Annotated in this window: 18 protein-coding genes; 6 read left to right on the top strand and 12 right to left on the bottom strand. The window is 62.1% G+C overall.

Annotation, left to right across the window (positions count from 1 at the left end; translation table 11 throughout):
• The first annotated feature begins 140 nt into the window (after positions 1-140).
• The 6 genes from CHU95_RS20355 (at position 141) to CHU95_RS20330 (ending at position 12,901) form a co-directional block, all read left to right on the top strand.
• Entirely contained in the window at positions 141-2,714 is a 2,574-nt protein-coding gene (locus CHU95_RS20355; RefSeq protein WP_094458184.1) for a glycoside hydrolase family 3 protein, read from the top strand.
• 95 nt (positions 2,715-2,809) lie between these two features.
• Positions 2,810-5,785 carry a TonB-dependent receptor gene (locus tag CHU95_RS20350; RefSeq protein WP_165772285.1) on the top strand — a complete coding sequence of 992 codons (2,976 nt, stop codon included), beginning with the start codon at positions 2,810-2,812 and terminating at the stop codon, positions 5,783-5,785.
• 219 nt (positions 5,786-6,004) lie between these two features.
• The gene (locus tag CHU95_RS20345; RefSeq protein ID WP_094458182.1) at positions 6,005-7,522 is read left to right on the top strand and encodes a tryptophan halogenase family protein; all 1,518 of its coding nucleotides are present in this window, start codon (positions 6,005-6,007) and stop codon (positions 7,520-7,522) included.
• A gap of 33 nt (positions 7,523-7,555) precedes the next feature.
• Entirely contained in the window at positions 7,556-9,178 is a 1,623-nt protein-coding gene (locus tag CHU95_RS20340; protein WP_094458181.1) for a DUF5597 domain-containing protein, read from the top strand.
• 54 nt (positions 9,179-9,232) lie between these two features.
• Positions 9,233-12,133 carry a glycoside hydrolase family 31 protein gene (locus CHU95_RS20335; RefSeq protein ID WP_245838434.1) on the top strand — a complete coding sequence of 967 codons (2,901 nt, stop codon included), beginning with the start codon at positions 9,233-9,235 and terminating at the stop codon, positions 12,131-12,133.
• 63 nt (positions 12,134-12,196) lie between these two features.
• Entirely contained in the window at positions 12,197-12,901 is a 705-nt protein-coding gene (locus tag CHU95_RS20330) for a GDSL-type esterase/lipase family protein (protein WP_094458180.1), read from the top strand.
• Positions 12,902-12,986: 85 nt separating this feature from the next.
• On the opposite strand, the gene CHU95_RS20325 is transcribed toward CHU95_RS20330, so the two are convergent.
• The 12 genes from CHU95_RS20325 to CHU95_RS20270 all read right to left on the bottom strand — a co-directional run bounded on the left by CHU95_RS20325 (position 12,987) and on the right by CHU95_RS20270 (position 26,347).
• Positions 12,987-13,727: a FadR/GntR family transcriptional regulator gene (locus CHU95_RS20325; protein WP_094458179.1), complete on the bottom strand. Its 741-nt coding sequence runs from the start codon at positions 13,725-13,727 to the stop codon at positions 12,987-12,989.
• A gap of 105 nt (positions 13,728-13,832) precedes the next feature.
• Positions 13,833-14,459: a 2-dehydro-3-deoxy-6-phosphogalactonate aldolase gene (locus tag CHU95_RS20320; RefSeq protein WP_094458178.1), complete on the bottom strand. Its 627-nt coding sequence runs from the start codon at positions 14,457-14,459 to the stop codon at positions 13,833-13,835.
• A gap of 27 nt (positions 14,460-14,486) precedes the next feature.
• Entirely contained in the window at positions 14,487-15,410 is a 924-nt protein-coding gene (locus tag CHU95_RS20315) for a 2-dehydro-3-deoxygalactonokinase (protein ID WP_094458177.1), read from the bottom strand.
• 200 nt (positions 15,411-15,610) lie between these two features.
• Positions 15,611-17,152 carry a carboxylesterase/lipase family protein gene (locus CHU95_RS20310; RefSeq protein WP_094458176.1) on the bottom strand — a complete coding sequence of 514 codons (1,542 nt, stop codon included), beginning with the start codon at positions 17,150-17,152 and terminating at the stop codon, positions 15,611-15,613.
• 57 nt (positions 17,153-17,209) lie between these two features.
• Positions 17,210-18,103 carry a LysR family transcriptional regulator gene (locus tag CHU95_RS20305; RefSeq protein WP_094458175.1) on the bottom strand — a complete coding sequence of 298 codons (894 nt, stop codon included), beginning with the start codon at positions 18,101-18,103 and terminating at the stop codon, positions 17,210-17,212.
• Between the two features lie 116 nt (positions 18,104-18,219).
• Complete coding sequence (locus CHU95_RS20300) at positions 18,220-18,684, bottom strand: nuclear transport factor 2 family protein (RefSeq protein ID WP_094458174.1); 465 nt, start codon at positions 18,682-18,684, stop codon at positions 18,220-18,222.
• A 15-nt stretch (positions 18,685-18,699) separates the two neighbouring features.
• Positions 18,700-20,745 (bottom strand): 2Fe-2S iron-sulfur cluster-binding protein, encoded by a 2,046-nt coding sequence (locus CHU95_RS20295; RefSeq protein WP_094458173.1) that lies wholly within the window; start codon positions 20,743-20,745, stop codon positions 18,700-18,702.
• Positions 20,746-20,832: 87 nt separating this feature from the next.
• Positions 20,833-21,441 (bottom strand): glutathione S-transferase family protein, encoded by a 609-nt coding sequence (locus tag CHU95_RS20290; RefSeq protein WP_094458172.1) that lies wholly within the window; start codon positions 21,439-21,441, stop codon positions 20,833-20,835.
• 226 nt (positions 21,442-21,667) lie between these two features.
• On the bottom strand, positions 21,668-23,725 hold the full coding sequence (locus tag CHU95_RS20285) for a S9 family peptidase (protein ID WP_094458171.1): 2,058 nt from the start codon (positions 23,723-23,725) through the stop codon (positions 21,668-21,670).
• A gap of 138 nt (positions 23,726-23,863) precedes the next feature.
• Positions 23,864-24,646: a MetQ/NlpA family ABC transporter substrate-binding protein gene (locus tag CHU95_RS20280; RefSeq protein ID WP_094458170.1), complete on the bottom strand. Its 783-nt coding sequence runs from the start codon at positions 24,644-24,646 to the stop codon at positions 23,864-23,866.
• 11 nt (positions 24,647-24,657) lie between these two features.
• Positions 24,658-25,323, bottom strand: a complete 666-nt coding sequence (locus CHU95_RS20275) for a methionine ABC transporter permease (RefSeq protein ID WP_094458169.1) — start codon at positions 25,321-25,323, stop codon at positions 24,658-24,660.
• On the bottom strand, positions 25,292-26,347 hold the full coding sequence (locus CHU95_RS20270) for a methionine ABC transporter ATP-binding protein (protein WP_094458581.1): 1,056 nt from the start codon (positions 26,345-26,347) through the stop codon (positions 25,292-25,294). Before CHU95_RS20270 ends, CHU95_RS20275 begins: the two co-directional genes overlap by 32 nt.
• Between the last annotated feature and the right edge of the window lie 18 nt (positions 26,348-26,365).

The following is a 26,365-nucleotide window of genomic DNA, read 5'->3' as shown; positions in this document are numbered from 1 at the left end:
TTGCATACCGTCGTTGATAGCGCTATCATTCGATAAATAAGACAAACATCCGAATGGAACGCGGGTGGTTTTTGGGGGAAATGCGGGCACAGAGAACGGCGATGAAAAGGCCGTCCTGCCGCCCATAGGGAAGGCGTCCGATGAAGTTGCGCAACATCCTTTTGTGCGGGATTGCCGGTGGCTTAACCGTGGGTTTGCTCCTGTCGGCTGGTGCGGGCGCTGGTGTGGTGCCCCCCGGTTCCGATGGTAAGACCGGGATTGCCAATCCCGCCCGTTGGCCCGCTTTTGCTGCGCCGAAACTGGCCGATGCTGCAACTGAGGACCGGATCACTGTCCTGTTATCCCGTATGAGCGTGGAGCAGAAGGTTGGCCAAATGATCCAGGCCGACCTGCCGTCGATAAAGCCGTCGGATCTGCGTGAGTACCCCTTGGGATCAGTGTTGGCCGGCGGCGACAGTGCGCCGTTCGGCGCACCCGACCGGTCGGCTGTGGGGCCGTGGGTGGAAACGGCCCGTGCCTTGCGTGCCGTGGCCCTGGAACAGCGGCCGGGGCATGAACCGATCCCCCTGATTTTCGGCATCGATGCCGTGCATGGGAACAGTAATGTCGTTGGTGCGACGTTGTTTCCGCATAATATCGGTTTGGGCGCAGCCAATGATCCCGACCTGATCCGTCGGATCGGTGCCGCAACAGCGGTTGAAACCGCGGCGGCGGGCATGGACTGGGCTTTCGCGCCGACATTGGCTGTGCCACGGGATGACCGCTGGGGCCGCACTTATGAAGGCTATTCGGAAGATCCCGACCTTGTGCGCCGCTATGCCGGGGCCATGGTAGAAGGGCTGCAGGGCGTTTATTCCCTTGGTAATAATGACAGCGCTGTCCAGAAGGGGCGGGTTGCAGCCTCGGCCAAACATTTTCTCGGTGATGGCGGTACGACCGGCGGCATTGACCAGGGCGATACGGTGGTGAGTGAGGATGAACTGGTCCGCATTCATGCGGCCGGCTATCCCCCCGCAATTCAGGCCGGGGCCATGACCGTCATGGTCAGCTTTTCCTCCTGGCAGGGGGTGAAGATGCACGGCAATGGCACGTTGTTACAGGGTGTACTGAAGGATCGCTGGGGTTTCGACGGGTTCGTCATCAGCGACTGGAATGGCCATGCCCAGGTGCCTGGGTGTAAGGAGGATGATTGCGTTGCCGCCGTCCTGGCCGGGATTGACATGTTGATGACGCCCTACGATTGGAAGGCGTTGTTCAAGACCATGGTCGCGCAGGTGAAGGCGGGGACCATCCCGACGGCCCGCCTGGATGATGCGGTACGCCGCATCTTGCGCGTGAAATTCCGTCTGGGCCTGTTCGAGGCGGCGCGGCCGCTGGAAGGACGCGCAGAGTTGTTGGGCAATGCCGACCACCGGGCCCTGGCACGGGAAGCAGCAGCCAAATCATTGGTATTGTTAAAGAACCAGGGCAATGTCCTGCCTTTGAAAGGCAATGCGAGGGTCATGGTTGCCGGCAGCGGTGCCGATGACATTGGTCGGCAGTCCGGCGGCTGGTCGCTGTCCTGGCAAGGGACGGGCAACAAGAACAGCGATTTTCCCAACGGTCAGTCGATCTTTGCGGGGGTGCAGGAGACGCTGGCCGCGCAGGGCGGCGCGGCGGTGCTGTCCGTCGACGGTAGTGCCCAGGATAAGGTCGATGCCGCCATCGTCGTGTTCGGTGAAACACCCTACGCGGAAGGGCAGGGCGACATCCCAACCCTGGAATATCAACCGGGCGACAAGTCCGACCTGGCTCTGCTGAAAAAGCTGCGGGCGCGGGGCATTCCGGTGGTGGCGGTGTTCCTGTCGGGTCGGCCGCTCTGGGTCAATCCCGAAATCAACGCATCCGACGCATTTGTGGCAGCCTGGCTGCCCGGCAGCGAAGGTGGGGCCGTGGCCGATGTGCTGATCGGTGACAAAGACGGCAAACCCCGCCGGGATTTCCAGGGGCGGTTGTCCTTTTCCTGGCCGAACAATGCCGCACAGGCCGTGCTGAACAAGGATCAGCCAGGTTACGCGCCGCTGTTCCCGCTGGGGTATGGCCTGGATTACGCAGGCACGTCCAAGCCCGTGGCGGCGCTGGCGCGTCCTTTGTCCGAACAATCGGGCGTGTCGCCGGCGGCGGCCAATACCGATACCTGGTTCGTGCGCGGTCGTAACCCAGCGCCTTGGACCTTTGCCCTGCGCCACGGGGCGGTGCAGGTGCCCGTCGGCAATGACGGCAGTATAGTGACAGCAGGCGAGGCGCTGTCGCTGCGGCCAGTCGATGCCGGCGGGCTGCAGGGGGCCGGGCGCGCCCTGTCCTGGACGGGCAAGGGCGATGCGGCCCTGATCGTGACTGGTGGTCCGGCCCTGAATCTGGACCGCTTGTCGTTGGGTAATGCCCTGTTGATCGATTACCGGGTCGATCAGGCTCCTGCCGGTATCGTGCGGGTCGCCATCGGCCAGGGCGCGGCCCTGGACCTCACACCCACCCTGCGTACGGCCCCCATCGGACAATGGCAATCGGTCAAGCTGCGTTTGTCCTGTTTTAAGCAGGCCGGAGCATCGCTGACATCAGTCGAAACGCCGTTCAGTTTGGCCACGGGCGCGCCCGCGGGCCTTTCCGTGGCGACGGTCAGGATCGTGTCGGACGTGTCCGACGCCATCTGTCCCGCCGCTGTACAGCAGCCCTGAGGCCGCAACCCGGATCGGGGATGGTCACCACCCAAGCACCATGGCGGTCACCATGGTCCAGCCTAGTCAAGAAAGCAACGACGGGGGGAATTGAGATGAGCGGTAGCAAGGTTGGAAGAAGCATCTGTCGTGGTGCGTCGCTGGTCGCGTTGACAGCGCTGTTGCCAATGCAGGCGACGCTGGCGCAGACGGCGGATGGTGGCACACAGCTCGAAGAGATTATCGTCACCGGTATCCGCGCCCAGGTTCAGTCCGCCCAGGCCATCAAGCAGAATGCCGAACAACTGGTCGACAGCGTGACTGCTGTGGATATCGGTGCGTTGCCGGACCGGTCGGTAACCGAAGTGCTGCAGCGTATCCCCGGCATCACCATTGGCCGTACCGCCAATGGCCGTGACGCTGACCGTTTGTCGATCGAAGGCAGCGGCGTGCAGATCCGTGGCCTGTCGCTGGTGCGGGGTGAGTTCAACGGCCGCGACAGTTTCGGTGCCAGCAATGGCCGGGCGTTGGGCTTTGAGGATGTGCCGCCCGAACTTATGGCCGGCGTGGACGTGTATAAGAATCCCTCGGCCGACATGATCGAAGGGGGCCTTGGCGGTCTGGTCAACCTGCGTACCCGTACACCATTCGACGCCAAAGGGCGGATTATCGCCGGGTCTGTCGACTATTCCTATGCTGACCTGCGCAAGCAAGGAAAACCGTCCGGTTCGGTCCTTTACTCCGATCGGTGGGACCATAACAAGCTCGGTGAGTTCGGCGTTCTGGTCGATGTCGCCTATTCAGAGCTGGCGACCCGGGCCGACACCTTCTCTGTCAATGCCTATCGTGAGCGTGTCGGTGCCGACCCCAATGCCACCAACAAGCCCGCCAACTATATTGCTGGCGTGGCGCCCGGCCGGACCGTCTTTGTGCCCGACGGCTGGGGCTATCGTACCCTGGATTTCGAGCGTGAGCGGTTCGGTGTGGCCGGCGTGGTGCAATGGCGGCCCGACGCGCGCTGGGACATTACGGCCCAATATCTGCGTTCCGCCGCCGAGCAGGCGGCGCTTGAACATGTGGTGGGCCTGAATACCGGATCGGCTAACGGCCCGGCGCGTGGCACCAGTTTCACCTATGATGATCGCGGCTATTTCATCAAGGGTACGATTGCCAATGCTGCTGACGGCACCGGCACCACGCAGGATATCGACCTGCTGGACGCCCGCTGGAATCGGCGGTACTCCACTACCGAAGATGCATCGCTGAACATTAAGTTCAACCCGAATGACCGCTGGTCGTTCACCGGTGACGTGCAATATGTGAAGTCAAAGACCAAGTCGATCGACTTCACCATCTTTAACGTGTTGCCTGGTGGGTCGGCAGTTCCCGCTTCAACACTGGATCTGACGGGCGGGTTGCCCAAGGTGACGCTGGATATTGCCAGCAGCTACCTGTCTAACCCTGCCAATTATTTCTACAGCGCCGCGATGGATAACCATCAGCGCAACCAAGCTGACCAGTGGGCCGAACGGTTCGATACCGAATACACGTTCGACGATGATTGGCTGGCGTCGGCCCGGTTCGGCGTGCGCCATAATAAGCGTGAGGCCATCACCCGTGACAGCAACTACAACTGGGGTTGGATCAGCCAACCCTGGACGGGGGCCGGTCTGGCCACACTGAGCACATCCACGGCGGTGCCTTTCACCACCTATGGCGATGATGATTTCATGCGCGGCGACATCAAGCTGCCGGGCGTGTTCCTAGTGCCGGACGGCACGCTGGCCAAGAATTATGTTGCCGGTGCCGCCGCTGTCCGGTCGATCCAGAAGGAACCGGATTGGGGTGGCGGTTGGCGCCCGTTCAACGGTGACTTCGAGGCCCAGACCGGTGGCGGCGGCGGTGTGAACCGTCAGCAGGAAGAAACCTGGGCTGCCTACGGCCTGCTCCGCTTCTCCAATCAGATCAAGTTGTTCGGTGAGGACAAGGATCTGGATGGCAATATCGGCCTGCGTTACGTCCATACTGAGACAAAGGGTCAGGGCTTCTCTGTCGTGCAGTCGGCGGGGTCCCTCAACCTCGGCCCAGGGGCTCTTGCGCAGGATCTGGCATTCCTGAACGGGGCACGTTCACCCATCGAAGGGGGCCGCAGCTATGACTATGTGCTGCCCAGCCTGAATGTCCGCGTGAAGCTGACCGATGAACTACAATGGCGTTTCGCCGCTGGCAGTTCGATTGTGCGGCCGGACCTTCAGCAGTTGCAGCCGACGGCCAATATTTCTGCTGAGGGTGGGCACCTGGTCAATGGCGTCTGCCAGAGCGGCTCCGGTCCTGGCAATGTCACCAACTGCGTCTACCAGTTCAAAGGTAATGCCGGTAATCCGGACCTGAAACCGCTGCGTTCCAACCAGTTCGACACGTCGCTGGAATGGTACTTTGCGCCGACCGGCAGCCTGACGGGCGTGGTGTTCTATAAGGATATCTACGACTTCATCACCAATACGCTCCAGACGGTGAAATTCACCAATAATGGCGTGACCCGTGATGTGTTTGCCACCCGGCCCTATAATGCCGGCAAGGGCAGCATCAAGGGTTTTGAACTGGCCTATTCGCAGTTCTATGATTTCCTGCCAGAGCCGTTCAACGGTCTGGGCCTGCAGGCCAACGTTACCCATATCCAGTCCAAGGGTACCCGCAACGCCGCTGTTAACCCGTTTGATGCCAACCAGCAGGCCAACGTCCAAGGATCAACCAACCTGCCATTGGAAGGCATGTCGAAATGGTCCTACAATGTTCAGGCCTTGTACGAAAAGGGACCTGTTTCCCTGCGTCTGGCGTGGAACTGGCGTCAGCGTTACCTGCTGACCACTACGGCTGCCAATATCAACATCCCGGCTTGGGCGGATGATTATGGTCAGTTGGATGCATCAGCCTTCTTCACCATCAATGAACATCTGAAGGCAGGCGTTGAAGCCGCCAACCTGTCCAACTCCCGCACCAAGGTTTTGGTCGGGTTCCCAGGCAGGCTGACCATGCATAACTGGGTGGATGCCGACCGGCGTTACACCTTTGTCCTGCGTGCGACTTACTAACTGTTCCTCAGGTACCGGGCGCCGCTCTTCTGCGGCTTGGCATCGGTCGGTCACCCTGACCGATGGGCGCCCGTTAAGGCTCCCAGACCCCTCCCAGGGCTGGAAACTTCCGGACCGGCGTCACCGCCGGTCCGGGCCTTCTTTTTTAGGGCGGGCCTAAGTCGGACGATGTTACCGTTATCCAAAGTGCCGCAAAGGCGCAGGTGACCGGGAGGATGGATGATGAAGTCCAAGGCACATGACATTGTCATTGTCGGCGGTGGTACCGCAGGGTGGATGGCGGCAGCCATTCTGGCCAAGTCGACGAAGGGCCGTTTGGGTCGGATTACCCTGATTGAATCTACCGAAATCGGCACGGTCGGCGTGGGTGAGGCCACCATTCCGCCCATCCAATTCTTTAACCAGCTTCTGGGTATTGATGAACGCGACTTTGTCGCTCGCACCCAAGCCAGCTTTAAGCTGGGAATTGAGTTTCGTAACTGGCACCGCAAGGGCCAGTCCTACATCCATCCGTTCGGCACCTATGGCGGCAACATGGATGCCGTATCGTTCCATCATTACTGGTTGCGCCTGCGCGCACTGGGCGATGGCACGGATATCGGTGATTACTGCCCTGCCATTGCCGCTGCACGACAGGGGCGCTTTGCGCCGGAAATGCCCGATGGGCCGCCGGGCGGGCCGGTTCTGGCCTATGCCTATCATTTCGATGCGGCCCTTTATGCGGCCTATCTGCGCGACTACGCGACGCGCGCCGGTGTGACGCGGATCGAGGGGCGCATCACCAGTATCCGGCAGCGCGCCGAAGATGGTTATGTCACCCATCTTGATCTCGCCGATGGCAGCAGCGTCACCGGCGACCTGTTCATCGACTGCTCTGGCTTCCGCTCCCTGTTGCTGGGCCAGACGCTGGGGGTCGGGTTCAAGGATTGGAGCCGGTATTTGCCCTGTGACCGCGCCCTGGCTGTCCCGTGCGAAGGGGGAGAGGCGATCACGCCCTATACCCGCTCCACCGCGCATACCGCCGGCTGGCAGTGGCGTATTCCCTTGCAGCACAGGATCGGCAACGGCCATGTCTATTCATCTGCTTTCATGTCGGACGAAGAGGCAGAAGCCATTCTGCTTGGCAATCTGGATGGCAAGGTGCAGGCCGATCCACGGCCCCTGCGCTTCACTGCGGGACGGCGCGAACGGTGCTGGGAACGCAATGTAGTGGCCATCGGCCTGGCGTCAGGTTTCCTGGAGCCACTGGAAAGCACATCGATCCATCTGGTGCAGACAGCCCTGTTCCGTCTGCTGGCCCTGATGCCTACCGATATCAAGGATCAGGTGACGCGCGATGAGTTCAACCGCCTGACAGAGGCGGAATATGAACATATCCGCGACTTCCTGATCCTGCATTACCACGCGACAGACCGTGATGATTCCGACTTCTGGAATTATGTGCGGACCATGCCCGTTCCCGACAGTCTGCGCCACAAGATGGAGCTGTTCCGCGCGCGCGGACGGGTGGCAAGGGTCGATGGGCAGCTATTTGTCGAGGCCAGTTGGGTTGCGGTGTTCCTGGGTCAGGGGATAGAGCCCATCGCCTACGACCCGATGGCGGATGTGGTGCGCGAGCCTGATTTGCGACAGCGCCTGTCGCGGCATCTGGACCATGTGCGCCGGTCCGTGGCTGCGATGCCATTACACCGTGATTTCATCAACCGCCACTGCAAAGCGTCAGCCACTGCCGCCTGAGATGTTCTGCACCCGACCCCGAATGGAGCCGTGATGCCTGTTTCCTGCTTTTCCAAACTGTTGGCTGCCGGCCTTCTGTCGGTCGGCCTGTTGGCCGGCCCGGTGCTGGCCGCCGATGCCCCCCTGCCGCGTATGGTCACTGAACAGGGACGCCATGCCCTGCTGGTGGATGGCAAGCCGTTCCTGATCCTGGGCGCGCAGGTCAATAATTCCAGCAACTATCCCGCTCCCCTGACCCAGGTCTGGCCGGCGGTGAAGGAGGTGGGCGCCAACACGGTTCAGGTGCCCATCGCCTGGGAGCAGATCGAACCCAAGGAAGGTCAGTTCGATTTCAGCTTTGTCGATCATCTGCTGGAACAGGCCCGCGCCAATAATGTACGGCTGATCCCGCTGTGGTTTGCCACCTGGAAGAATAACAGCCCCAATTACGCACCTGCCTGGGTCAAGCTGAACAATGACCGTTTCCCGCGTGTGGTGGAGGCCAAGGGCATCATCCGCAATTCCTTGTCCCCCCATGGTAAGGAAACGCTGGAGGCCGACAAACGCGCCTTTGCCGCCCTGATGCGCCATCTGAAGAAGGTGGACCCCCAGCGCACGGTCATCATGGTTCAGGTACAGAATGAGGTCGGCACCTATGGCGCCATCCGTGACCATGGCAAGGTGGCGGAAAAGCTGTTCAACGGCCCCGTTCCCGCCGATCTGGTGAAGGCCATGGGCAAGAAGCCTGGAACCTGGCGCGACGTGTTCGGCAAGGATGCTGATGAATTTTTCCACGCCTGGCATATCGGTCGCTACTGCGACGAGGTGGCGGCCGCGGGTATCAAGGAATATGACCTGCCCATGTATGTGAACGCGGCGCTGCGCGACCCGTTCAATGACCAGGACCCCTACACCTATTCTGCCGGCGGACCGACCTGGAACGTGCTGGATATCTGGAAGGCTGCGGCACCCAATATCGATTTTCTGGCGCCCGACATCTATATGGACGGCTATGCGCCCTATACCAAGACGCTGGAACAATATGGCCGGCCCGACAATGCCCTGATGGTGGCAGAGATGGGCAGCAAGGCGGTCTATGCCCGCTATCTGTTCGCGGTGCTGGGGCAGCAGGGGATCGGGTTCAGCCCGTTTGGTCTGGATTATACCGGCTATTCCAACGCCCCCTTGGGGGCCACGAAGATCACACCGGAAACCCTGGCGCCCTTTGCCTTGGCCTATCGTGCGGTCACGCCGTTGGCCAGCCTGATTGCCGAACGCAGCCTGAAGGGCAAAGTCTGGGGTGGGGCGGAGCCGCAGGCCGAGCACCGCGAGGCCATCACCCTGGGCGAGGCACCCTGGACACTGGAACTGTCCTATGGGCTGGGCCAGTTCGGCATGGACAAGCCGCCCGGCAACCCCACGCCCATGGGGGGGGCCGTGGTGATTGAGATGGGCAAGGATGACTATCTGGTCACCGGCATGCATGTGCGCGTGGATTTTGTCAGCACGCGCGACGGGCGCGGTCGCCTCTTCGACCGGGTGGAGGAAGGGCGATTTGTCGATGGCGTCTGGGTCGCGGATCGCGTCTGGAACGGCGACCAAACCGATTATGGCCTGAACCTGACGGACCGCGCCCAGATCCTGCGCGTGAAACTGGCGACATATCCGACGAAGTGAGGGGCGCAGGCCCCCATCAACAACATTGGCAGTTTGCGAGGGAGAAACAGACGCATGACTTTTCGATCCACAATGCTGGCCCGTGCGGCCCTTTTGCCGCTGCTGCTGCTGGCCGGCTGTGATGGCGGGGCCAAATCCGGTGGCGACACCGTGGTTCAGGTGGTGCAGCCGGGTTCCGTGCAGCAGACCCAGGATGGTCTGGTCGCCACCTTGGCTTCGGGCCCGGTGAAGAAGCTGCGTCTGCAGGTGATCAACGATCGCACCATCCGTGTCACGGCGGCGCCGACCGACAGTCTGGATCTTCCTGCCAGTCTGGTCACGGTGGCTGGTCCCGCCAAGGATGGTTTCAGTATCGAACAGGATGGCAAGGTCGCCCGCCTGAAGACGCCGGCCCTGGTCGCGGAACTGACACTGGCTACGGGTACCGTCCGTTTCCTGGACAAGAACGGCAAAGAACTGCTGGCCGAAAAGGATCGCGGTTCCATCGCGCCCGTGAAGGTGCTGGACCGCGACTATTACACGATCAGCCAGACCTTTAATCCCGGTACGGATGAGGCGTTTTACGGCCTGGGTCAGCATCAGAACGGGGTGCTGAACTGGAACGGCGAGGATCTGCGTCTGGCCCAGCACAATATGGACATCGCCGTGCCCTTCGTGGTGTCCAGCCGCAACTACGGCCTGTTATGGGACAACAACTCCATCACCCGTTTTGGCGTGCCGCATGATTACGCCGATCTGGATGGGTCGCTGAAGCTGTTTGATGCCGAGGGCAAGGAAGGGGCCTTGACTGCCACCTATAGCAAGGATGGCGAGGCCAAGCTGGTTCGACGGGAGAGCAAGATCGACTGGCGCGATCTGGATGATCTGTTGGTCTGGCCGGCAGAGGTGGGCGGAAACCGCCGCCCCGACAAGACCCGTGACACGCCGGGCCAGAAGGTCACCTGGCAGGGCAAGATCAGCACCGACAAGGCCGGCACGCATAAGTTCCAGCTCTATTCATCGGGCTATGCCACCGTCTTCATTGACGGAAAGGAAATTATCCATCGCTGGCGTCAGAACTGGAACCCCTGGTTCCATAATTTCGAGGTCGCCCTGGAAGCGGGCAAACAGCACGATATCCGCGTCGAATGGCAGCCCGATGGCGGCTATATCGGCGTGTCGCATCAAGACCCCCTGCCGCCTGAACAGCGTTATGCCCTGTCGCTATCGTCGGAAGTGGCCCATGCGCTGGACTATTATGTCATCGCCGGTGACGACATTGACGGGGTGATTGCCGGGTACCGCCAATTGACCGGCAAGTCGGTCGTGCTGCCGCGCTGGGCCTATGGGTTCTGGCAAAGCCGGGAGCGGTACAAGACCCAGGACGAGGTGGTGGGCACGGTCAAGGAATATCGCAAGCGCGGTATCCCGTTGGACAATATCGTTCTGGACTGGAACTACTGGCCCGAGGATGCCTGGGGCAGCCATGATTTCGATAAGGCCCGCTTCCCCGATCCGGCCGGCATGGTGCAGGAAGTGCACAAGCTGAACGCCCGCTTCATGATCTCCGTCTGGCCCAAATTCTATCCCAATACGGAGCATTACAAGGAGCTGGACGCCAAGGGCTATATCTACCGTCGCAATGTTGAGATGGGCGAACGGGATTGGATCGGAGAGGGCTATCTGAACGCCCATTACGATCCCTACAGCCAGGAAGCGCGCGATATCTTCTGGCGACAGATGCGCGACAAACTGAACGTGCTGAAGATTGATGCCTGGTGGCTGGACAATACCGAACCGGACGTCCATTCCAACTTGCCAATTGAAGAGGTGAAACTGCGCATTGGCCCCACGGCGATGGGGCCGGGGGCGGCCTTTTTCAATACCTATCCTCTGATGCAGACCAAGGCCGTGTATGAGGGTGAACGCCGCGATGATGGCGGTCAGCGCAGCTTCATCCTGACCCGGTCTGGCTTCGCCGGTCAGCAGCGCCATGGTATGGCGGTCTGGTCGGGTGATGTGGTGTCACGCTTTGTCGATCTGGAACATCAGATCGCGGCAGGCATCAGCACCTCCCTGTCGGGCCTGCCCAACTGGACCTCTGATATTGGTGGCTTCTCGGTTGAAAAGCGGTTCGAGGCCCAGCCCATGAAGCCGGAGGATCAGGCTGAATGGCGGGAGTTGAACCTGCGCTGGTTCCAGTTCGGGGCTTTCAGCCCGCTGTTCCGCAGCCACGGGCAGTTCCCGCTGCGCGAGATCTATAATATCGCGCCGGAAGGTTCCGACGTGTATCAGTCCATGGTCTGGTACACCAAGCTGCGCTACAGCCTGCTGCCCTATATCTACACACTGGCCGGTGACACCTGGCACAAGGACGGCACCATCATGCGCGCCCTGGCGCAGGATTTTCCGGCCGATCCCAAGGTGAAGAATCTGGGCACGCAGTACCTTTTCGGTCCCAGCATCCTGGTGGCCCCCGTCTATACGCAAGGCGCCACGGCCAAGGAAGTGTATCTGCCCGCCGGGGCTAACTGGGTGGATTTCTACACGGGTGAGAAGCTGACGGGTGGCCAACAAGTCACCGTGGATGCGCCGCTGACCCGCATCCCGCTGTTCGTGCGGGAAGGGGCCATCATCCCGACCGGCCCGGCCGTGCAGTCGACGGCAGACAAGCAGGATGGTTCGCTGTTGATCAACGTCTATGCTGGGGCCGATGGGTCCTTCGACCTCTATGAGGATGAAGGCACCACCTATGGCTATGAGAAGGGTGAATTCAGCCGCATCAAGATAAGCTGGAGCCAGGCCAAGGGCGAATTGACCATCGCTGACCGACAGGGTGCCTTCCCCGGCATGGTGAAAAAGCGGACCATCCGCGTGCGCTGGATCGACGGCCCCAACAGCAAGGCGACCGACTTCAACGTGAAGGGAGAGCGTGAGGTGGTTTACGACGGCAAGCAGATCGTCGTGAAGCGCTGAGAAGGGTGAGCGAGGGTCGGGCTTATCCCGGCCCTCGTTTCTTTATATTCAGGGATCGGAACCATGAACCGTCGTCATCTGTTGGCCGCCCTTCCCACCCTGCCGCTGCTGGCAGCCATGCCGGCTTCGGCAGAAGGGGCGGGTGACGGTGATTGGGCCAACCGTGGCCGTTATGCCCCCACCAATGTTAAAGACAAGGCCTTGCCCGCCGACAAAAGACGGGTTGTGTTCATGGGTGACAGCATCACGGAGAACTGGGCCCGGCCCGAACATGACGGGGCGTTCTTCCCCGCCAACGGCTTTATCGGACGCGGGATTTCCGGGCAGACCACGTCACAGATGCTGCTGCGCTTCACGCCGGATGTCCTGAAGCTGCAATCGCGTGCGGTGCATATTCTGGCCGGCACCAACGACGTTGCCGAGAATGGTGGCCCCTATGATCCCAGCCTGACCCACGACAATCTGGCGGCCATGGCAACCCTGGCCAATGCTGCGGGGATGAAGGTGTTTATCGGTTCAGTGCCACCCGCCCGCGATATCTACTGGCGCAAATCGGTCGCGGATCCAACCGCGCGTATCCTGGCCCTGAACACCTGGATAAAGGGCTTCTGCCGCGATCAGGGGTATACCTATATTGATTACTGGCCGGCCCTGGCCGATGCCGCCAACGGCTTGAAGGCCGAACTGGGCTTGGACCCTGTCCACCCCAACCGCGCGGGCTATCTCGCCATGGGGCCGGTGGCGTTAAAGGCCATGAGCATCGTGTAAGGGAAGGGGGGACGGTCCGTTTGGCGGTGTCGCTAACGCAAGCCCAGTGACCGGCGACGATCACTGGGACTCCGGGTTCAGGGGGTTATTCCCCCTCGTCGCCCTTGTTAACGGCGCTTTCGATCAGGGTCATGGCCTCGACGATGAGATGGCGCATGGCGATGGCGGCCCCATCGGCGTCGCCGGCAGCTATCGCATCGGCCACTTTCTGGTGGTCGGCGACGCTGGCCAGACGAACACCCTTCCGTCGGTTTGTCAGGCGGATTGAGGTGCGCAGGGCCGCGTCGATGATATCACGCAACTGGGCGTAGAAACGGTTCCCCGTTGCTTCCAGCACAGCCACATGAAAGGCAATGTCGGACGTCAGCGGGTCATCATCGCCAAGTTCCGCCGCTTGCATGCGGCGCAGGGCCGCCTGGATGGCGGCCTTGGCCTTGTCATCAGCATGGCGTGCCGCCAGCGAGGCGGCCACCGGTTCGATGGCGAGACGCACCTGGGTAAATTCCAGCAAAAGGGAGGGGGAGAACTTCCGTTCCAGCAGCCAGCGCAGAACGTCGGGGTCGAGCAGGTTCCAGTTGCGCTCTGGCTCGATCCAGGTGCCCTGGCGCGGGCGTGCCTTCAGCAATCCCTTGGCCGTCAGCATTTTCACCGCCTCGCGCAGAACCGAGCGGCTGGCCCCAAGTCGCTTGCACAGTTCCGCTTCGGTGGGGAAGGGGTTGGCGTGCCCGTAGGTGCCGGTCACGATGTCCACGCCAAGCTGCTGGAGAATGCCGTAAGTGAAGTTGCGGCCTGACTCCGCGCGCAAGCCCCGTTCATTCCCGCTCATACGATTGCGCTCCCCCATCATCGCGGCCCGTCCCGTATGCGGTTCCGCTCATCGCCTGGCTGTTAGCATATCCTAAAGGCCGGGTGGAAAGGCAAGATACCGATATCACACCGCCGTTGCCCGCCATGCCGATATAATCTGCCGCGCGCGATCACCAACTTCTGCTGCGCTGAAACCGGGCTTGAAAATTTCACTGCCAACGCCGATGCCAGCGACCCCCGCCGCTCGCCAGATGTGTAAGTTATCGGCCCCGACCCCCCCCACAGCATAGAGTTTCACCGTCGCCGGGATCACAGCCGACAACGCCTTGATATGGCCATGGCCATAGGTGGCAGCGGGAAAAAGTTTAAGGTGGCGGGCGCCGGCTTTGATGGCGGCAAACGCTTCGGTTGCCGTGGCGAAACCCGGCATGGGTAGAAGACCCAACGCAACGGCCCGTGCAATGACCGACGGGTCGCTATTGGGGGTGACAACCAGCTTGCCGCCGGCTCCGGCGACGGCATCCACGGCATCGCTGCTCAACACTGTGCCGGCCCCGGTCAGGCAGGTATCGCCGAAATGGGATGACAGGCGAGCGATGCTGTCCAACGGATCAGGGCTGTTCAACGGCACTTCGATGGCACGGAAACCAGCATCGTATAGAGACTGGCCGATGGCGACCACGGTAGCAGGGGTAACGCCGCGCAGAATGGCAACAAGCGGTGCGTCGGTCAGGTGGCGGTCCAGGGTCATGGTATACAGGCTTTCAAGACAGGGCGGTCAGGACAGGATGGCGGCGCGGACGGACAGCAGGCCCGCCAGGGCCAGTTCACCACCATCCAGGGCAACGGTATCGCGGCCCGTTGCAGCCAGAGCGGCAGCATAGGCGTCGGTCAGGATGGGGCTTGCCACCAGTGTGACCGGCCCGTCCAGCCCGTCAGCGGCCATGGCGATGCCGCCGACAACATCGGCGCCGATCACCAGACCCGACAGGAAAGAAAGCGCGTCCTGCGCCGACATGCCCTCCAGCAACTGCCGTGATCGCGCTTCAAACAGCAGGTGCGGCAGAGGGGCGCTGGTCAGGGACCGTTGCACCCCTTGGATGAAGGCCGGTCCAATCTGTGGCAGCAGCCCGTCCGTACCTCGGCCCAGAACAGAATGGCCACGCAGCAGAGCGAACAATTCACCGCTGAACCCGGTCTGGAACATCACCACGGTGCCGTCGCGCAGTAGCACCCACTTGGCATGGGTGCCGGGCAGGCATAGCAGGCGGCGGCCGATGCCCAGGTCGGGATGGCTGGCCAGGGCGCCCAGGATCTGCGTTTCTTCTCCCCGCATCACATCCGGCGCCCCTTGCGGGTTGCGGGTGGACAGGCCGGGAATGATGGCCATGGTCGCCCCCAGTGCTGTGAAACGGGTCAGCCCGGATGCCAGCGACCCCACATTGGCGGGGCAAGGATGATAGGCTGCTTCCACCCAGCCGATGGTCGACCCCACCATGCCACAGAACAGGGCCGGCAAGGGGCCATCCGCGGCACGCCAGGCGGCCGTGGCGTCCAGAAATGCCGCTTCTGCCCGGCCTGGAACCGCCGCCACTCCTGGTCCGTCGGCCCTGTCCAACACCGTGCCATCTGCCCCGCACAGCCAGAGCCGCAAATTGCTGGTTCCCCAGTCGCCGGCGATGAAAGGCGTGTCGCCCCGCATGGATCCCCCTCATGTCAATGAGCATGAAATATATATGATAAATCAGCATTGTGTAAAGCCACAGACTTCAATAGTCTTACTTATCATATAAAATCAGCCATATACACCAGGTTCGCTGCACGCCGGGCCGCTGATTGGCCCTGGCTATGATGTCGTGATCCGTCCCCGACCCGGCCAACGCGCCTGGCAGCCGGGTTCCTTCACTTGCCGTCGAGCCATCTTTCCACCAGATCCAACCGGTCTCGCAGTGGATCAATCGTGATCCTGGGGCCATCATTGGTGAAGTCGATTATTCGTTCATCATCGGCCGTCAGACGCGGGGCTGCCGGACCATCGGGGGCCGCTGGCACACCCGTCCTGGCAAAGCCCGTCCAATAGGACCGCAGCCGGGCCGCCATGGTCAGGTCTGCCGGCGTGGCCGCTGTGCCGTAACGGGCCAGGACCCGATCAAAAACAAAGGGCAGTTCCTTGGCGTGCGGGGTGCCAGTCCAGATCCCCCGCCGGTTCTGCGCGACGTAGGAAAAGCGATATAGATAGACGGGCTGCCCTTGTGCGGCCAAGGCACGCCCTGTGGCACGGGCTGGTTCGATGAACATGGCATCGCCATTGACGCGCTGTCCAACCTGTAAGGCACTGTCCTGACCGGTCGGGTCGTAGAGGCGGGTGGCCTCGGCCGCCAGCGGACCGAATGCGGCCAGAATATTCTCCTTGCTGCCGCCGCTGTACCAGCCATCGGCGCTTGTGGCGCCAAGCATGACGGGTATTTTTGCGGCCTTGCCGGCTCGGAACTGGTCAATCGGTTCAGCGGGCATGAGTTGGCCATCGATGACGGGGCCGGAATAATCATCGGCAGCCGACAAGGAGGCTAAATTAAGGGTGCCGACCACAATGTCTACCGGCAAGGCCCGCAAGGCTGACAGCGCCGCAGGGCCGGTGTCGGTGATGCCCTGGCGAGCGGCGAAACGGTGGCCCGCGTTCTCGCCCACCGCCAGCGTGGGGGTGGGCAGCAGCGTAGAGCGACCGCCCCCCGACATCGCGATGGCCTTGTGGAACAATCCCTGTGCGGGCGGTGACGACAGCAGGATGTTAACGGACTCCCCACCGGCACTTTCACCGAAGATCGTGACGTTGGCCGGATCACCGCCAAATGAGGCGATGTTGGTGGCAACCCAGCGCAAGGCAGCGATCTGATCCATGAAGCCGAAATTGGCGGTGGCGCCGCCCGCTGCTTCCGCCGTCAGCGCTGGATGGGCAAAAAAGCCCAAACGCCCCAGGCGGTGATTGGCGCTGACCACCACAACCCCATCAAGGGCTAGCCGCGACCCGTCATAGATGGCCGGCGAGGTACCGCCATTGACATAGCCGCCGCCATGGATCCAGACCATCACGGGCAGTTTTTCCCCGGCCCTCTGCGCTGGACGCCACACATTCAAGAACAGGCAATCTTCCGACGGCTGCGTCGCCAATGGTGCATCATCCCGAATGAATGGCTTCTGCGCGCAGTCGGCACCATAGGTGAAGGCGGGGCGTTCCCCGGTCCAGGTGGCAGCGGGGGCTGGCGGGCGCCAGCGCAAGTCGCCCACAGGCGGCGCCGCAAAAGGGATGCCCAGGAAACGGTCCACACCATCGGCGGAAAGGCCGCGTACGGTCCCTGCTTCGGTGCGGACCAGGGGGCCGTCGGCGGCAAAGGAACCCGGTACCGCTAACATCACGAAAAGAAGGAAGAGTGCCCTGGCGTTCATCCCTGTGTTTCCTTTTTGATTTTATGACGCCACCGTAGCAAGAGTGTGGCGCCCCCGCTACCCGTTCAGCAGCGGATGAGCGCGCAGCCGGTCGACCGCCATGTCGACAAAAGCCCGGACCTTGGCGGGTGCATGCCGACCCTCCGGATACAGGATATGGACCGGGACCGGTTCTTCTTCATGTTCGGCCAGCACGATGCGCAGCCTTCCCTCTGCCAAGGCCGGGCCGACCTGATAATGCAGCACCCGTGTCAGACCCCAGCCAGCCAGGGCGGCACTGATCACGGCCTCGTTGGTGTTGCATTGCAGAGCAGGGTGAACCGTCAGGCGCTGATCCCCCCGGAACCGCCATTCATGAATGGCCCAGGCGCCGGTTGGGGCGGCAATGCGGTGTTCATGGAGATCGACGGGAAGCGACGGCTCGCCATGGCGCGCCAGATAGGCCGGGGACGCACAGATCACCCGCCGTACGCGGCCCACCCGGATGGCGGTGAAGGCACTGTCAGGCAAATGTCCGATCCGCAAGGCAATATCGACCCCTTCATCAATGATGTTCACAGACCGGTCGATGAACAGGGTGCGTACCGCCATCGCGGGATAGGTATCCATATAATCCAACAGGATCGGCAACACATGCATCTGCCCGAACAGCAGCGGGGCCGTAACCGACAATGTACCTGTTGGGGTGGCGTAGGCTCCGGCGGCGGCAGCCTCGGCCTCGACAATGTCGGACAGGATGCGGCGGCAATCCTCCAGATAACGAAGCCCGCCCTCTGTCAGTTTCACCGAGCGGGTGGTGCGTGCGAACAGACGGGCGCCGATGGTTTCTTCCAACGCCGCAATGGCGCGGGTGACGGCGGGCGCGCTCAGGTTCAATCGGCGCGCAGCTTCAGCAAAGCTGCCGGTCTCCGCGACTTTTACGAAGATGCGCATGGATTGCCAGCGATCCATCCTTGTCCCTCCCCTGCGGACATTCGCGCGCGGCATCATACCAGAGATCGCAGCGGCGTGATGTTGCCGTACTCTCCCCCTCCCGTTACGAAAGCAGGGTTGCGGGAACCTTCCGATTAAAACCCGAAATGGCTGAGGCCCGGATGGTCGTCGGGGCGGCGCCCTTGGGGCCAGCGGAAACGGCGGTCGGCCTCGGCGATGGGATGTTCATTAATGCTGGCATAGCGCGACCGCATCAGCCCATCCCCGGCAAATTCCCAATTCTCATTGCCATAAGCACGATACCACTGGCCGCTATCGTCGCGGTACTCATAGGCGTAGCGGACGGCGATACGGTTACCGGCGAAGGCCCAGAGTTCTTTGATCAGTCGGTATTCCAGTTCCCGGTTCCATTTGCGGGTCAGGAAGGCTTCCACCGCCGCCCGGCCAACCACAAATTCGGTGCGGTTGCGCCAGCGTGTGTCGGGCGTATAGGCCTGCGCCACCTTGGCCGGGTCGCGGCTGTTCCAGCCATTTTCGGCCAGGCGCACCTTCTCAATGGCGGATTGTTCGGTGAAGGGTGGCAGGGGTGGACGGGACATCGGCGGTCTCCGGGATCACAGGTTGAGTTGTATGGGCTGATCACCGCTGGGCACCGCGCAGCAGATCAGCACTTCATCTGGCGCGCGCGGGGCTGTGGGTGCCCTGACATAGCTAACGGTACCGGCCAGCAGCCGGGACTTGCACGCGCCGCAGGAACCGGACCGGCAGCTAAAGTTCGGGGAAAGGCCACGCGCCTCCGCCAGTTCCAGCAAGGTGCCCGAACCGGGTGTCCAGCGCGCCTCCTTTCTGGAGGCCGTGAAGGCTACGGGTACCGGGGCGGTGGCGGCGGGAGGTAGCGGTACTATCGGTTTGGCGCTGTCGATGGTGCGGGTCAGGGCGGAGGGGCCAAAGGCTTCGGCATGGATGCGGTGGTCGGCGATGGTCAGCGCCCGCAAGCCGTCATACTGCGCCTGGGTAAAGGCGGGCGGGCCGCAAAGGTAGAAGTCATAATCATTGAAGGGCAGATGCGCCTTCAGCAAGGCTGTATCAATCCGGCCCGCAACGTCGTAATCGCGGCCTTGCACGGCATCGTCGGGGTCGCTCAAGACCCGGATGATACGCACCGCCCCGCCCGCCGCCGTGACCAGTTCGGCCAATTCCCGGTCGAAGGCGCGCTCTGGCTTGGTGCGGGCGGCCTGAAACAGGATGATCGGGCGGATGGACCGGGTGCGCAGCCCCTCGTGAACCACATGGCGCAGCATGGCCAGCAGTGGTGTGATGCCGACGCCAGCGGCCAACAGGATGGCGGGACGCTTTTCGGCAGCGTCAATGGTGAAGGCCCCAGCGGGGGCCCGTACCTCGATCCGGTCGCCCCGGCGCACATGGTCATGCAGATAGCGGGAGACCAGCCCGTCGCGCTTCACACTGATCCGGTAACATCCATCAGATGGCGCCACCGACAGCGTGTAAGTGCGGATCAGCGGCTTGTCGCTGCCCGGCACGGCCAGGCGGATGGGCAGATGCTGTCCGGCCAGATGCGGCAGCAGACCCGCCCCGTCAGCCGGGGTCAGATGGAAGGAGCGGATGGTCCTGCTTTCCTCCACGATGCGGGCCACCGTGAAGGGACGCCACTGGGTTCCAAGCTCGGCGGCGCGCAGCCGGTCCGCCGCCTGTTGCCAGTCGCCCGTCATCAGGGAATTCGGCGACCAGCCCTGTTCCCGGAAAGACCAGCGCAGGGGCAAGGCTGCGGGACGGTGGATGACACGTCGGGCGCGGAAGGTCCAGAGCCGCTCGGCCCCCTGGAACGACGCCACCTCCGGCCCGTCCAGGATCAGGCTGGCATCGCCCGTCAGGTGCAACATGTCGCCGGTGCTGAAATCGACAAAAACCAGCCCGGCCTTGCCGTTCAGCAGGATGTTGCCCAGCGTGGCGAAGAACAGGTTGCCAGCGAAATCCGGGATGGTCAGGGTGCCGTCTTCGCCGACGCGCACAAAACCTGCTTTGCCGCCACGATGAGAGACATCGACCTGGCGCTGTCCCTGCCGATCAGCGTAGGAGGCGACAAAGAATGTGTCTGCCGCTTCGATCATGTCCCGCGCCGCGGCATCAATCTGACCGCTTTCCCGCACCTCCCCCGTGAAGGGCAGGTCCGCGTCGCGGGCCAGGGTGATGTCACGCAACTGAATATATTGCGGACAGTTTCCGAAGCTTTGATCCACTTCAAAGTGCAGCAGGCCAGGGTGGGCGGCGCGGATAATGCCATTGACCCGGTTGCGGCGGCGGGTGTGCAGTTCAATTCCCAACAGGCCGACGGCGTCACCCGCGCCCATGCCGGCACTGGCCGGATCCTGCGGGCTCAACGGGGTCTGGATGTCCAGCCGGGTAGCGGTAGGGGAGGTGATGAACCCCGCCCGGCCGCCCAGCAGCGTGGCCCAGGTGTCGCCCTTGCCATCCACTGACCCCGCCACAATGAAGGGCATCTGAGCATAGAAATCGCGATGCTGCTGGGGCATGAAATCACGGATCACCCGTGCCCCCACATCCCGCATCCGCGCGGCCACGCCCAGCCTTTCCTGAAGCGCGGTTTCCCCTTCATGCCAGACGGGCCCCCTGCTGCCCATGATCCCCTCCTGTTTCGAGCCAGCTACGGTCGTGGCTGTCCGAAACCCGATATGCACAGCACATCGGATGTCGGCTTATCGCACGGGTCAGACCGCAAGGCCGACTTTGTTGCGGGCGAACGGGACGAAGCCCGGCAGTCCTTCAATCCGGGTCAGGAAGGCCCGGACGTGCGGATAAGCGGACAGGTCGACATTGCCCTCCGGCGCGCTATAGAGGTAGGAATACAGGGCAATATCGGCGATGCTGGGGCGGGTGCCGACCAGCCAGTCACGGCCATCGAGATACGCCTCCAGCCGGGTCAAGAGCAGATGTGCGCGGGTGATCACTTCATCGGCGTTCAGTTTGGCACCAAACAATGTGACCAGTCGCGCCGCCGCCGGGCCATAGGCCAACTCGCCCGTCGCCACGGCCAGCCAACGCTGAACGGCCGCCGCCCCTTGCGCATCCTCCGGCAGCCAGCCACCGCCATGCTTTTTGGCCAGATAGACCAGGATGGCGGTGCTGTCCGGAATGACCACATCGCCATCCTCCAGCACCGGCACCTGACCGAACGGGTTGAGTGCCAGGAAGTCCGGCTGCTTATGCGCACCGGCCATCAGATCGACCTCAACCAGATCATGCGGGACGCCCAGCAAGGACAAGAACAGGCGGGCGCGGTGGGCATTGCCCGACAGGGGGTGATAATGGAGCTTCATGGTTCTGATCCCTGGTTTCATGGGGGCCGGCGTTCGCGGCCGTCCAGGGCAGAATGGGTCAAGAAGACAGTATCGTTAATCTGCTGATTGGACAGTTCATTATTTCATTGAGCGGAATAATTGGGTCTTTCAGCCGCTCATTCAGCCTTCCATCCGCATCCTGGCGGTCGCCAGAGCCTACACAGTAAGGGCGGCGCCGTTTGGCACCGCCCCTTGGTGTGATTGGTCAGTTGGCTGGTCCGGGTTTCACCTGGGCCTTCACCCAGCGTTCGACTTCGGCGTACCAGAAGACGCTGTTTTGCGGCTTCAGGACCCAATGATTTTCATCTGGGAAATAGACCAGACGGCTTTCCACACCACGGCGCTGCAGCGTATTGAACAACTCGATGCCGTGGTTGATGGGTACACGCAGATCCTGTTCGCCATGCAGGATCAGTGACGGGGTCTTGAAGTTACCGGCCTGCATATGCGGGGAATTGCGGGCGATCACCGACTGGTCCTCCCAGAATTCCTTGAACCGCGCCTGGCTGCCACTGAAATCGGCGGCATATTGGGTATAGAGGTTGTAGACCGGCGCATGGATCACCAGGGTCTTGAACGGATGTTCGCGGCCCAGGATGAAACTGGTGAGGTAGCCGCCATAGGAGGCACCGGCGGCCAGCATGCGGTCCTTGTCGATGAACGGCTTGGCGGCCAGCCATTCGGCCGCTTTGATTGTATCCTGATACGGCACCTCACCCCACTCGGGGTTGATGCTGTCGGTGAAGGCCTGTCCGAAGCCGCTGGACCCATGGAAGTTGTGCCAGGTGACAACATAGCCCCAGCCGGCAAAGACCTGCGCATTCCAGCGATAGCTGAAAGCGTCGGTGATGGCATTGTGCGGGCCGCCATGGACCAGCATCATCGCCGGGTACTTTTTCGTGGGGTCGAAATTGGGCGGATAGATCACCCACATCTGGATGTCTGCATTGTTCGCCCCTTTGTAGGTGACGCTCTCCACCTTACCCATCTGGAAACCGGCCAGGGCTTGGGCATTGGCAGCGGAGATGTCGCGGATCTTGCCGGACTTTGCGTCAATGGCGACCAGTTCAGCGGGCGCGCTGATTGATTGGCGCAGACCCACCAGTGCCTTGCCCGCCACTTCCACATCGGTCACATCGCCAGTGGCCCCATCGGTGATCCGCCGGGGCTTTTCCTTGCCCTTGGGATCATACCGGTAGACCCGCTGCACCGAAGCATCGTCCACCGCGCCGTACAGGGCGGCACTGTCGTCGGTCCAGGAAAAATCGTTGGCCGAGCGGTCAAAACCCTCGGTGATGTTGCGCGTGGTGCCGGTGGCCCGGTCACGCACGATCAGTTTCGCATTTTCACCATAGAAGCCGAAAATCGTGCGTTGATTATAGGCCAGCGACTTGCCGTCGGGCGAATAGGCGGGATTGTTGTCCGGCCCGGTCTTGTTGTCCGGCGTGATGTTGGTGGCGGCACCCCCCGTCACCGCGATGGTGAACAGGTCGATATTCGGACGGTTCCCTACTTTGTCGACATTGACCGGGAACGCCACTTCCTTGCCGTCGGGCGAGATGTCGAACGGGGCCGAACCCTCATTATACTGCACCGACACACCGGAACCCAGGGTGATGGTACGCGGGGTGGCACCGTCAAGATCGGTGACATAGAGATGGTTTTCGCGGTCGTCCAGGTAGTGATCAAAGTAGGCGATGGGCGCCTTGTCCCAGACGCGGGCCGTCATCTTCGACTCTTCCCGGTCTTTCAAACGTTTGGCTTGATCCTCCCAGGTGGGCAGGTCGGCCCAGACGCGGCTCATGAAGACCAGTCCCTTGCCATCGGGCAGCCATTTCGGTGTCCGCGCCCCGGTGGGAAGGGTGGTCACCCGCTTCGCCTCGCCCCCTCCCATCGGCAGGACATAGATCTGAGGCGCCTTGTCATCGTCACGCCGGGCCGTGAAGGCGATGTACTTGCCATCGGGACTCCATACCGCATCGGCCTCGGCGGCTGGATCGGTGGTCAATTGCCGCGCCGGCCCGCCATCGACGGGAAACAGCCAGAGATCGGCGCTGCGCTTGTCGGTCTTCAAATCGAAAACAGAAACCGACACAACGACCGATTTGGCATCCGGCGACAGGGCAGGGGAGGAGACCCGCTTCATGCCCCAGATATCGGCGGCGGTCATCACCTTTTTGTCCTGCGCCGTTGCCGGGTTGGCAATGGCGGCGTTAGCGCAGGTCAGCAAAAGGCCCATCCGGGCCAGGGTCCCAAAACGCATGCCTATTCCTCCATCCGACAGGATTTTGCCGAGGAGGATGCCAGGGGTGGGGCCTATCGGATAGGCCTGTAACAAAGCAGTTACGCGCCTGTGACAATTGTGTCGGTGGTTAGCCCCGGCTGAGACGGCAATGTCCCCTCACCATGCCGGTACGACGGCGCCCTTATAGGTCGTTTCGATGAATGTCTTGACCGGTGCAGAATTGTACACCGCCATCAGTTTCTTGACCCAGGGTTTATCCTTATCAGACGTGCGGACCACGATGACATTGGCGTAGGGACCGTTGGCTGGTTCGCGTGCGATGGCGTCCTTGATCGGGTCCAGCCCGGCTTCCAGGGCGTAATTGCCATTGATGGCCGCGGCGTCGACATCGCCGAGGCTACGTGGCAACTGGGCGGCGTCCAGTTCAATGATCTTCAGGTTTTTCGGGTTCTGCGTGATGTCCAGTACCGTAGCCTTCAGGCCGACCTTAGGATCAACACTGATCAACCCCTCCCGGGCAAGCAGCAGCAGGGCCCGGCCGCCATTGGTGGGATCGTTAGGAATGGCGATCTTGGCCCCTTTGGGCAGCGCCTCCAGGGATTTGGCCTTGGACGCGAAAATGCCCAGCGGAAAGGTCACACTCTTGCCGACGGACACCAGATTAAAGCCGCGGTCGGTGATCTGATTGTCCAGGTAGGGTTGATGCTGGAAGCTGTTGGCATCGAGGTCACCGCTGTCCAGGGCGGCGTTGGGTACAACATAGTCGCTAAATTCCATCACCTCCAGGTCAAGACCCTGGGCAGCGGCTTCTTTCTTGACCACCTCCATGATCTGGGCATGGGGGCCGGGGGTAACACCGATCCGCAGTTTCTCCGCTTGCGCGGGCAGGGCGGTGGCCAGGACAGTGGTGATAAGGGCCAGCAAGGCGGAGATGCGCATCGGATCGACCTTCAGTTTCCGGGATTGCGTTTGTCCAGGCGGCGGGCCAGCGCCTCACCCCCCGATTGCAGGGCCTGAACCACGATGATCAGGATCAGTACAACGGCCAGCATCATCTCTGGCATGAACCGCTGATACCCATAGCGAATGCCCAGATCGCCCAGACCCCCACCACCCACTGCCCCGACCATGGCGGAGTAACCCACCAGATTGACGGCGGCGAGCGTCAGGCCGCGCACAATGCCCGCGCGGGCCTCGGGCAGCAGGATCTTGGTCACGATCTGACCGGGCCCGGCCCCCATGGCGCGGGCGGCGTCGAGCAGACCATGATCCACCTCCCGCACGGCACTTTCCACCACCCGAGCGATAAAGGGGATTGCGGCCAGGGTCAGCGGCACTGTGGCGGCAGCAGTGCCAATGGACGTACCGGTCAACAGCCGGGTCAATGGCACAATGGCCACCACCAGGATGATGAACGGCGTCGAGCGGGTGGCGTTTACGATCAAGCCGATGGCGCGCTGCAAGCCTGGTCTCGGCAGCAGATCGCCCGCACCTGACAGGGCCAGGAACAAGCCAAGCGGCACTCCGGCCAGCGTCGCGAGGACCCCTGCGACCACCACCATCAGCAGGGTCTGAACTGTGGCATCAGCCAGCAGTGACAGCATCTGTGGCGACATGGCCCAGAACCTCGATCTCCGCGCCACGGGCGCGCAATTGATGGATGGCGTTGTCGATGGCGCCGACATTGCCAGTCAAAGCGGCGATCAACCCGGCAAAGGGCCGGTCGCCCAGCGGCTGAACCCGCCCTGCAATCAGACGCGCCGCAATGCCAGCAGCCCCCAGATCGGACAGAAGCGGGGACGCAGCAAGTTCGCCTACGGCATGCAGGCGGATCAGCGTGGCGCCATCAGCGATGGGGGTGGTTAACAGGCGGGCGGCCAGGGCTGGCGGCAATTCCGTGCCGGTTTCCCCCAACAGGAAGCAGCGTGTAGTCTGATGTTGCGGATGGGCGAAAACCTGGGCCACCGGTCCCTGTTCAATGATGCGGCCCGCCTCCAGAACCACAACCTGATCGGCCACCTCCCGCACTACCGCCATTTCATGGGTGATCAGCAGGACGGTCAGGCCCAGTTCCCGGTTGATCTTGCGGATCAGGGCCAGGATCTGCCGCGTGGTTTCTGGGTCCAGGGCTGATGTCGCCTCATCACACAGCAAGAGTTGCGGATTGGGGGCGAGCGCGCGGGCGATACCGACCCGTTGCTTTTGCCCACCCGACAAGGCGGCGGGATAGTGCGTCGCCTTGTCTGTCAGGCCCACAAGGTTCAGCAGTTCGGCAACGCGGGGGCCGATTTTCGCCGTCGGCCAGCCCGCCAGTTCCAGCGACAGGGCGACATTGCCGGCAACCGTGCGGTTGGCCAGCAGATTGAAATGCTGGAAAATCATGCCGATGGATTGCCGCGCGCGGCGCAGGCTTTCGTCATCCAGCGATGTCAGGTCGCGGCCACCAACGTTGACGGTGCCCGTATCTGGCCGTTCCAGCACATTGACGGCGCGCAGCAGGCTGCTTTTGCCAGCCCCGCTAGGTCCGACAATCGCGGTGATGCCACCCCGCAAAATATTGAGATCAATACCGGCCAGGGCTGCAACGGTCTGGCCATCCTTGCCATGAAAGATCTTGGTGATGCCCGCCAGCCGCACCATGAAGGCGTCGGGCGCGTC

Origin of the sequence: Niveispirillum lacus, from assembly GCF_002251795.1 — a bacterium.
In the GTDB taxonomy this organism is placed as follows: domain Bacteria; phylum Pseudomonadota; class Alphaproteobacteria; order Azospirillales; family Azospirillaceae; genus Niveispirillum; species Niveispirillum lacus.
This window is presented reverse-complemented; position numbering and strand designations above follow the sequence as displayed.